7 protein-coding genes are annotated in these 6,785 nt (G+C 65.9%); 3 read left to right on the plus strand and 4 right to left on the minus strand.

Annotation, left to right across the window (positions count from 1 at the left end):
- Window positions 1–76: 76 nt before the first annotated feature.
- Both AC5RTT_RS11855 and AC5RTT_RS11860 read left to right on the plus strand, forming a co-directional pair.
- On the plus strand, window positions 77–847 hold the full coding sequence (locus AC5RTT_RS11855; protein WP_494145349.1) for a uracil-DNA glycosylase: 771 nt from the start codon (window positions 77–79) through the stop codon (window positions 845–847).
- Window positions 848–861: 14 nt separating this feature from the next.
- The gene (locus tag AC5RTT_RS11860) at window positions 862–1,701 is read left to right on the plus strand and encodes a siderophore-interacting protein (protein ID WP_494145350.1); all 840 of its coding nucleotides are present in this window, start codon (window positions 862–864) and stop codon (window positions 1,699–1,701) included.
- 38 nt (window positions 1,702–1,739) lie between these two features.
- On the opposite strand, the gene AC5RTT_RS11865 is transcribed toward AC5RTT_RS11860, so the two are convergent.
- The 3 genes from AC5RTT_RS11865 to AC5RTT_RS11875 all read right to left on the minus strand — a co-directional run bounded on the left by AC5RTT_RS11865 (window position 1,740) and on the right by AC5RTT_RS11875 (window position 5,954).
- Window positions 1,740–3,347, minus strand: coding sequence for a threonine/serine exporter family protein (locus AC5RTT_RS11865; RefSeq protein ID WP_494145351.1), 1,608 nt, complete (start codon window positions 3,345–3,347; stop codon window positions 1,740–1,742).
- A gap of 51 nt (window positions 3,348–3,398) precedes the next feature.
- Complete coding sequence (locus AC5RTT_RS11870) at window positions 3,399–4,715, minus strand: peptidoglycan bridge formation glycyltransferase FemA/FemB family protein (RefSeq protein ID WP_494145352.1); 1,317 nt, start codon at window positions 4,713–4,715, stop codon at window positions 3,399–3,401.
- A gap of 105 nt (window positions 4,716–4,820) precedes the next feature.
- Complete coding sequence (locus tag AC5RTT_RS11875) at window positions 4,821–5,954, minus strand: lipid II:glycine glycyltransferase FemX (RefSeq protein WP_494145353.1); 1,134 nt, start codon at window positions 5,952–5,954, stop codon at window positions 4,821–4,823.
- Window positions 5,955–6,032: 78 nt separating this feature from the next.
- Here AC5RTT_RS11875 and AC5RTT_RS11880 point away from each other — a divergent pair, with 78 nt between their 5' ends.
- Complete coding sequence (locus tag AC5RTT_RS11880; RefSeq protein WP_494145354.1) at window positions 6,033–6,575, plus strand: TspO/MBR family protein; 543 nt, start codon at window positions 6,033–6,035, stop codon at window positions 6,573–6,575.
- 34 nt (window positions 6,576–6,609) lie between these two features.
- On the opposite strand, the gene AC5RTT_RS11885 is transcribed toward AC5RTT_RS11880, so the two are convergent.
- A partial coding sequence (locus tag AC5RTT_RS11885) for an L-serine ammonia-lyase, iron-sulfur-dependent, subunit alpha (protein WP_494145356.1) occupies window positions 6,610–6,785 on the minus strand: 176 nt, incomplete at its 5' end.

The raw sequence follows: 6,785 nt of genomic DNA on the forward strand, positions 1-6,785 counted from the left end.
CTTGTCATTTGCGTCGGTGGGGGCCGGGGCTCCCATCCGAGCCTAAGTGCCGCCGCTCGCCTGCAAGAATGGGACGGTGCCTGAATCAGACGCCTTGTTCGAATTAGACCAGGACCCAGCCGGAATGGAAGAGTTCGCCGAACTCGCGCGGCGCCCGCTGACGGACCTCGTGGCTCCGGACTGGGCCGCGGCGCTGGCGGAGGTGGAACCAGAGCTTCGCGCCGTCCTCGGCTTCCTGGCAGACGAGGTGGCGGCCGGGCACCAGGTGCTGCCGTCGCCGTCGAACGTCCTGCGCGCGTTCCGCCAGCCCCTTGCCGGCGTGAAGGTCCTGGTGGTGGGCCAGGACCCCTACCCGACGCCGGGTCACGCCGTCGGCCTTTCATTCTCCGTTGACAGGCGCACGCGGCCCATCCCCCGCAGCCTCGCGAACATCTACCGCGAACTGGAGGCGGACCTTGGCATCCCCGCCCGGGTGCACGGCGACCTTTCCGCCTGGGCGGAGCAGGGTGTGCTGCTGCTGAACAGGGTGATGACGGTGCGTGCCGGTTCCGCCGGTTCCCACCGCGGCAAGGGCTGGGAGAAAATTACGACGGCGGCCGTCGCCGCGGTCGCCGCCCGGCAGTCCCCGGACGGCGCGCCGTTGCCGCTGGTGGCTTTATTGTGGGGCAAGGAAGCCGAATCAGTCCGTCCTCTGCTGGGTGATACCCCTGTGGTATCCAGCGCCCACCCGAGCCCGCTGTCGGCGTCCCGTGGCTTCTTCGGCTCCCGGCCCTTCAGCCAGGTCAACCGGCTCCTCCGGGAGCAGGGCGCCCGGGACGTAACCTGGGAGCTTCCGCCAGTTCCTTAGCTTAGGCTTGCCTTATGAGCATTGTTCCTGCCGCCACCAGCGCCACCAAGAAGAGCCGCCCCCAGATCAATCTGGAGGTGCTCCGCCGGGAACAGCTCTCGCCGCACATGGTCCGCATCGTGGTTGGAGGCCCGGGCTTTGCTGACTTTGTCAACAACGGCTTCGTGGACCGGTACGTTAAGATTGTCTTTCCGCAGCCCGGCGTCGAGTACCCGTCTCCCCTGGACCTATGGAGCATCCGGGAAACCATGCCGCGCGAGCAGTGGCCCTATACGCGCACGTACACCCTGCGCTGGGTTGATCCGGCAGCCCGGGAACTTGCCATCGACTTTGTGGTGCACGGCGACGACGGGCTGGCCGGCCCTTGGGCGGCCAAGGCACAGCCGGGCGATCCCATCACCTTCACCGGGCCGGGCGGCGCCTACAATCCCAACCCGGAAGCCGGCTGGTACCTTTTTGCCGGCGACGAGGCAGCGCTGCCCGCCATCGCCGCGTGCCTCGAGGCACTGCCTCCGGAGGCGACAGGCCTGGCCTTCCTTGAAGTGGATTCCGACGCCGACGTGCAGCCGCTCACGGCACCGGCAGGCGTGGAAATCACCTGGCTGTTCCGTAACGGCGTACCGGCCGGGTCCAGCGACCAGCTGGTCAGAGCTGTGGCCGGCGCCGAATGGCCTGCCGGCACGGTGGACGTTTTCGCGCACGGCGAGCGGGGCTACATGAAGGCTCTCCGGGAAGTCTTCTTCACCCAGCGCGGCTTGGAACGCAGGCAGGTTTCGCTGTCCGGCTACTGGGCGCAGGGACGCGTGGAGGACGTGTTCCAGGCCGAAAAAAAGCTTCCGGTCGGCCAGATCTGACCTTCGGCACCGTCAGCCGGAACCTGCCGCGTGCCGGGTCAGCGCCGGCGGGCGCGGCGCCGCTCGTTGCTTGCCAGGCTCCGGGTCAGCGGCCGCGCCAGGGTGTCGCCCAGGACGATTCCCCCGGCCGTTCCCAGCACAATCGCGCCCGCGCTGAGCATTCCCCCCGCGCCCAGCAGGATCTCGGCTTCCTCGATGGTGAGTACGTACATGGAGCGGAAAATGGTGAGGCCCGGGAGCAGGATCAGCGCCGCGGGGACTGCCACCACCAGCTGCGGCGCGCCCAGGCGGAGGGCGACCACGCGTGCCAGCAGGCCGATCACCACGGCAGCAAGAGCCGGCGAAAAGCGGTCACCGATGCCGAGCAGCCCGCCGCCAAGCAGGACGAAGTAGCCTGCGACGCCCACAGCCGCGGTGGGCAGCAGGAGCTGCCAGCTGGTCTGTTCCGTGATGCAGATGGCCATCACAGCCACCGCCACGAAGATGACCAGGACCCACAGATCGTAGGCCGGCGGGAACGTCTGCGTGACGTCGATCCGCGGCATCCCCGTCAGTTCACCCACCACAAACGCGACGGCGATGCCGGCCACGATGGCGCCGAAGGTCAGCAGTGTTGAGAGGAACCGTCCGGCCGCCGTGACGGGGAACCCGTTGATGGCGTCCTGCACGGACGAGACCAGGCGACCTGTCGGGAGCAGCAGGAGGATGCCGCCCACCACCACGATCGCCGGCGAGTTGGTCAGGCCGAACTGCCAGAGCAGGAGGGCCAGCTGGGTCACCACGAAGGAGCAGCTGGCGGTAATGAAGAAGTCCGGCACACGCCAGCGTCCCAGCTGGCGCGCCAGCAGGCTGATGCCGATATTGGCAACGAACGCGATGGCCGAGGCCACCGGGCCGCCGCCCAGCACGCCCACGAACGCCGCCGCGAAAATACCGAAGGCCACCGTTACCATCCAGCGCGGAAAGGGCTTGGGGCTGGTGATCGCCTCATTCAGCCTGCGGATGGCCTCATCCCGGCCCACTCCCCCGGCCACAATGTCCGTCACCAGCTGGTGCACTTTGGCCAGGCCGGCATAGTTGTTGGTCCAGGACCGCACCACGCGCAGCAGCGCAATGGGCGTCTGGTCCTTGGGCGCGTAATTGATGCCCACGGACTGGTTGGTGATGTCCACCTCGATGTTCTTCAACCCAAGCGCCGCGGTTACAGCGATGATGCTGGTCTCCACCTCCAGCGCGCCGGCACCGTACCGGAACATGGTTTCAGCCAGGTGCAGGGCGAAGTCAAGCGTCTTCCGCGCGGAAGTGTCCACGCCGCCCACCTGGATGGTGGGGTTTGCATAAGGACTGCCAGCCAGCCGGTCCACGATGCTCAACGGCGCCGTCGGCGGGTTTTCACCCTGGACCAGGCGGCGCAGCATCTTCTTCGCCGCAGCGTCTTGCCGCAGTTCGGCAGCGGTCAGCGCCTGCGTCTTTGGCAGGCCGTCGGTGTGAGGCCGAACCCCGGAAGACTGGGCACCGGAAGGCTGGGCCCCGGAACGTCCGGCTCCGGCCCGCTCGGGCCTTGTGGCGGCGGGTTCAGGCTTTGCAGGCTCAGGCTTTGCCCGTTGCGGGCGGCCTGCCGCCGGGCTCCCGGGTCGGTCAGTCAAGGGTCCCTCCTCCCTGTGCGGTGTGGACTGTACTGTGGTGCGGACTGCCCGTCAGGATGTGCGCCTGCCGGGCAACCTGCCCAGTACCGTACGGGCCGCCGCAACGGCCGCCCGCGCAAGCCGGTTGGCGTGGAACACGGCAGGCCTCACGGGCATCGCAAAGTCACCCACCAGCTGGACCACCTCGCCGCCGAAGCCCTTCTTGAACTCGTAGCCGCCGTGGCCTTCCTGGTCCTGGCCGGAGATGCCAAACGTTCCGTAGAAGTTGTAGCGCGGATAGCCCTTTTCCAGGGCGTGCAGCATCATGCCCCAGTACAGCGACGTGGCGCCGTTGAAGTAGATGTAATCCTGGACGGTGCCGCCGATCACGCAGACCACCTCGTCGCCGTAGCAAACGAAGTGGATGGCGGCCACCGTGGCAACGCCCACGGAGTCCGGGAACCGCTCAATGTCCTTGAGGCTGCGCTCATAACTGTCCACCAGGTCCTGGACCACCTTGAGCCGGTTGGCTTTCTTCTTGCTGCCAGTCTCTTCCACTTCGCGGCGGAGGTCGGCGGCAGTGGCGGACTCACTGGCCAGGCGGTCGCTGATGGACTTGCGGTAGGCCGGGATGTCGATCTTGGCCACCATGAGCTTGGTGAACTCAGGGGACGTGGTGCGCAGCAGGTGCTCGTAGTAGGCCCGCTCGCGGTAGACGAATCCCTTTTCGTCCCCGGCCCGGCTGAGGGCGGCGTAGAAGTCGTCCAGCGTTTCCAGCGTGGCCTGCTCGAGGAACACGCCGTTCTTCTCTGCCTTCCGGATTGCCTTCCGGGTGCGGTAACTGGTGCTCATGATCAGCTCTTCCGCGTCCTGGATGCCCTGGAGGCTTTTGATGAACATCCAGTTGACGTTCACGAAGTCCATGTCCAGTCCCTGGTGCCGGAATCCCAGCCCTTCCAGCTGGGCCACGAGCGGACGGTTGTCCAGCACCTCGGGGTGTTCTGCACCATCCTCGTCCCGGGCGATGTAGTGGATGTTTGGGGAGATGCGCAGCTCGGCAGCTTTGCGTTCGCCGGCCCGCTTCCGCAGGAGTCCGACGATGGCGGTCACCAGGTCCCGGTCCGCGTAGTCCATCAGGGGCCCCTTGGCGCATTCGCACACGGTGTAGCCCAGGCGGGTGGTGGTGTAGTTCAGCTTTCCGGCCGCCACGAGTTCGCCATCCCTGCGTACCCCGAAGAGTTCCACCTCCTGGCCGCGGGCTCGCTGGAACCGCGCAAATTCGACGGATTGCAGGAAGCTGTTCTGCGGATGCTTCAGGGCGAACGCCTCGAACTCGGCATCGCTGAGGACGGCGGGCTCAAGGCCGGTGGCGGTGGGAACTGGATTCAAGGGGCTTACCTTCTTCGGTGTTCTCGCGGCGTGGCAGGGGCCGCGGTGCGGGAGGGGCTTGAGGCGGCGCACTGCTGGCGCTGGCGGCCGCGGGACGGGTGGGGGTCAGTAGAACTGCTGGCCGGTCCGCGCCGTTTCGATCCGGCGGAACACCCTTTCTGCGCCCTTGACCCAGAGACGGTGCCGCAGTGGCGAGAGCACGTAGTCGTGGCAGCCCACAAAGTCCGTAACCGTCTTGGTGAAGCTGGTTTTGAACATGCCCATGCCGTAGAGGTTGTGGCTCTTGTCCTTGATGCGGGAGGACGGTGGTGTGCCGCAGAAGTCGTATTCGGTGCAACCGAGTTCCTGCATGCGCCGGATTGCGGTCCACTGGACCAGGTGCGAGTCGCCGTACTGTTTGCGGTTCTGGGTGGAGCCGCCGTCTTTGTAGGTCGCTTTGGCGCCGTAGTTGATCACGAAGGCGCCCACGCTGGGTTTGCCGTCCTCGTAGGCAAAGAAGAAGTTCCCCTGGCCCCGGTTGCAGAATTCGTCCCAGAAGGCGGCGTAGTACTCGTAGCTGCGCAGGGGCATCGAGCCCTTGGCCTTGACCGTGTCCGCCATGAGGTCGTACAGGGCGCGGTACGTTTCCGGCCCCTGTTCCTTGCGCACAACTTCGCAGCCTTCCCGCTCGGCCCGCCGGATGGCGTTGCGGGCGCGGGAAGAGATGTTCTTGAGGACTGTTTCCTCGGATCCGGAAATATCCAGCAGGGCGGTGGAGTCGTTGGACTGGATGTTCGGCGCCTTGACCAGCCCGGCGGCGGCCAGCTGCGCCTGGGCATCAGCAGAGTCAATGATGTCCGGTTCGATCTTGATGGTGAAGACGTTGAGCTTGCGCCCGCGGGCAAGTGCGGCACAGGCTTCCAAGGCGGCCTTTAGATCTTCCGGCGCGGCGAGATCAGGGCCTTTGATGAGGTACCACAGCCGGCCGAGCACGGGGAACTTCTTTTCCAGTACCAGGTTGTAGCTGGCTGTTTCCCGGCTTTCCAGCACCAGGAAGCGGACCTTCCAGCCGCTGCCGTTTTTCACCATGGCGTAGGCGGCCGACTGCAGCATGTTGCCGCCGTTCGGGTTGGCCGTGACGTGCTTGTCCCAGTTTTCAATTTCCTCGGCGGTGGCAAAACGTGCGGTGAATTCTCGCAAGGGGGCCGTGTCCAATCGGGTTGATGCGCGGTTTCGGTACTCGTGGATGTGTGCGGACATGCAGCCTCAAGTCTAAAGCCTGCAGCAGGACCGGCCTTCCGCCTTGACTCGGGCAGCGGGGCTCGCAAGGGTGGGAGGATGCAGCCAGAACGGGAACAGCTGATGCCACGGGAGGAACGCGCCCAATCCCACCGCGGCAGCATCCAGGTGGCCGCGTTGGCCGGCTTCCTGGCAGCGTCCTTCCTGGTTGCTGCGCTGGGCGGGCTGGCCACCGCCAGCAACGTTGACGGCTGGTACGTTAACGCGGACAAGGCGCCCTGGTCCCCGCCGAACTTCTTGTTCGGGCCGGTATGGACTGTGCTGTATACGGCCATGGCTGTTGCGGCGTGGCTTGTCTGGCGGAAGCGGACGGCGAACACCAGGCCAGCGCTGACCGCTTACGCCATCCAACTTGTTCTCAACCTTGCCTGGACTCCGGTGTTCTTCGGCCTGTACCCCATGCTGGGTTCTGCGGCGTTATGGCTGGCACTGGCCATCATCCTGGCACTGATAGCCGCCGTCGCCATCACTGTCCTACAGTTCGGTCCGATCAGCAGGGCCGCCGGCCTGCTCCTGCTTCCCTACGTGGCGTGGCTGGTATTCGCTTCCACCTTGAACTGGTGGGCCGCCGCCCATAACTAGCTGCGGCCCACCGTCCGCATCGAGACACCACACGTCAGCATTCGACGACGTTGACGGCGAGGCCGCCCATGGCGGTTTCTTTGTATTTGTCGCTCATGTCCTTGCCGGTTTCCCGCATGGTGATGATGACTTCGTCGAGCGAGACGCGGTGCGTGCCGTCGCCCCAGAGCGCCATTTTCGCGGCGTTGATCGCTTTCGCGGCCGCGATCG

This window comes from Arthrobacter sp. Y3221157 (assembly GCF_059089865.1).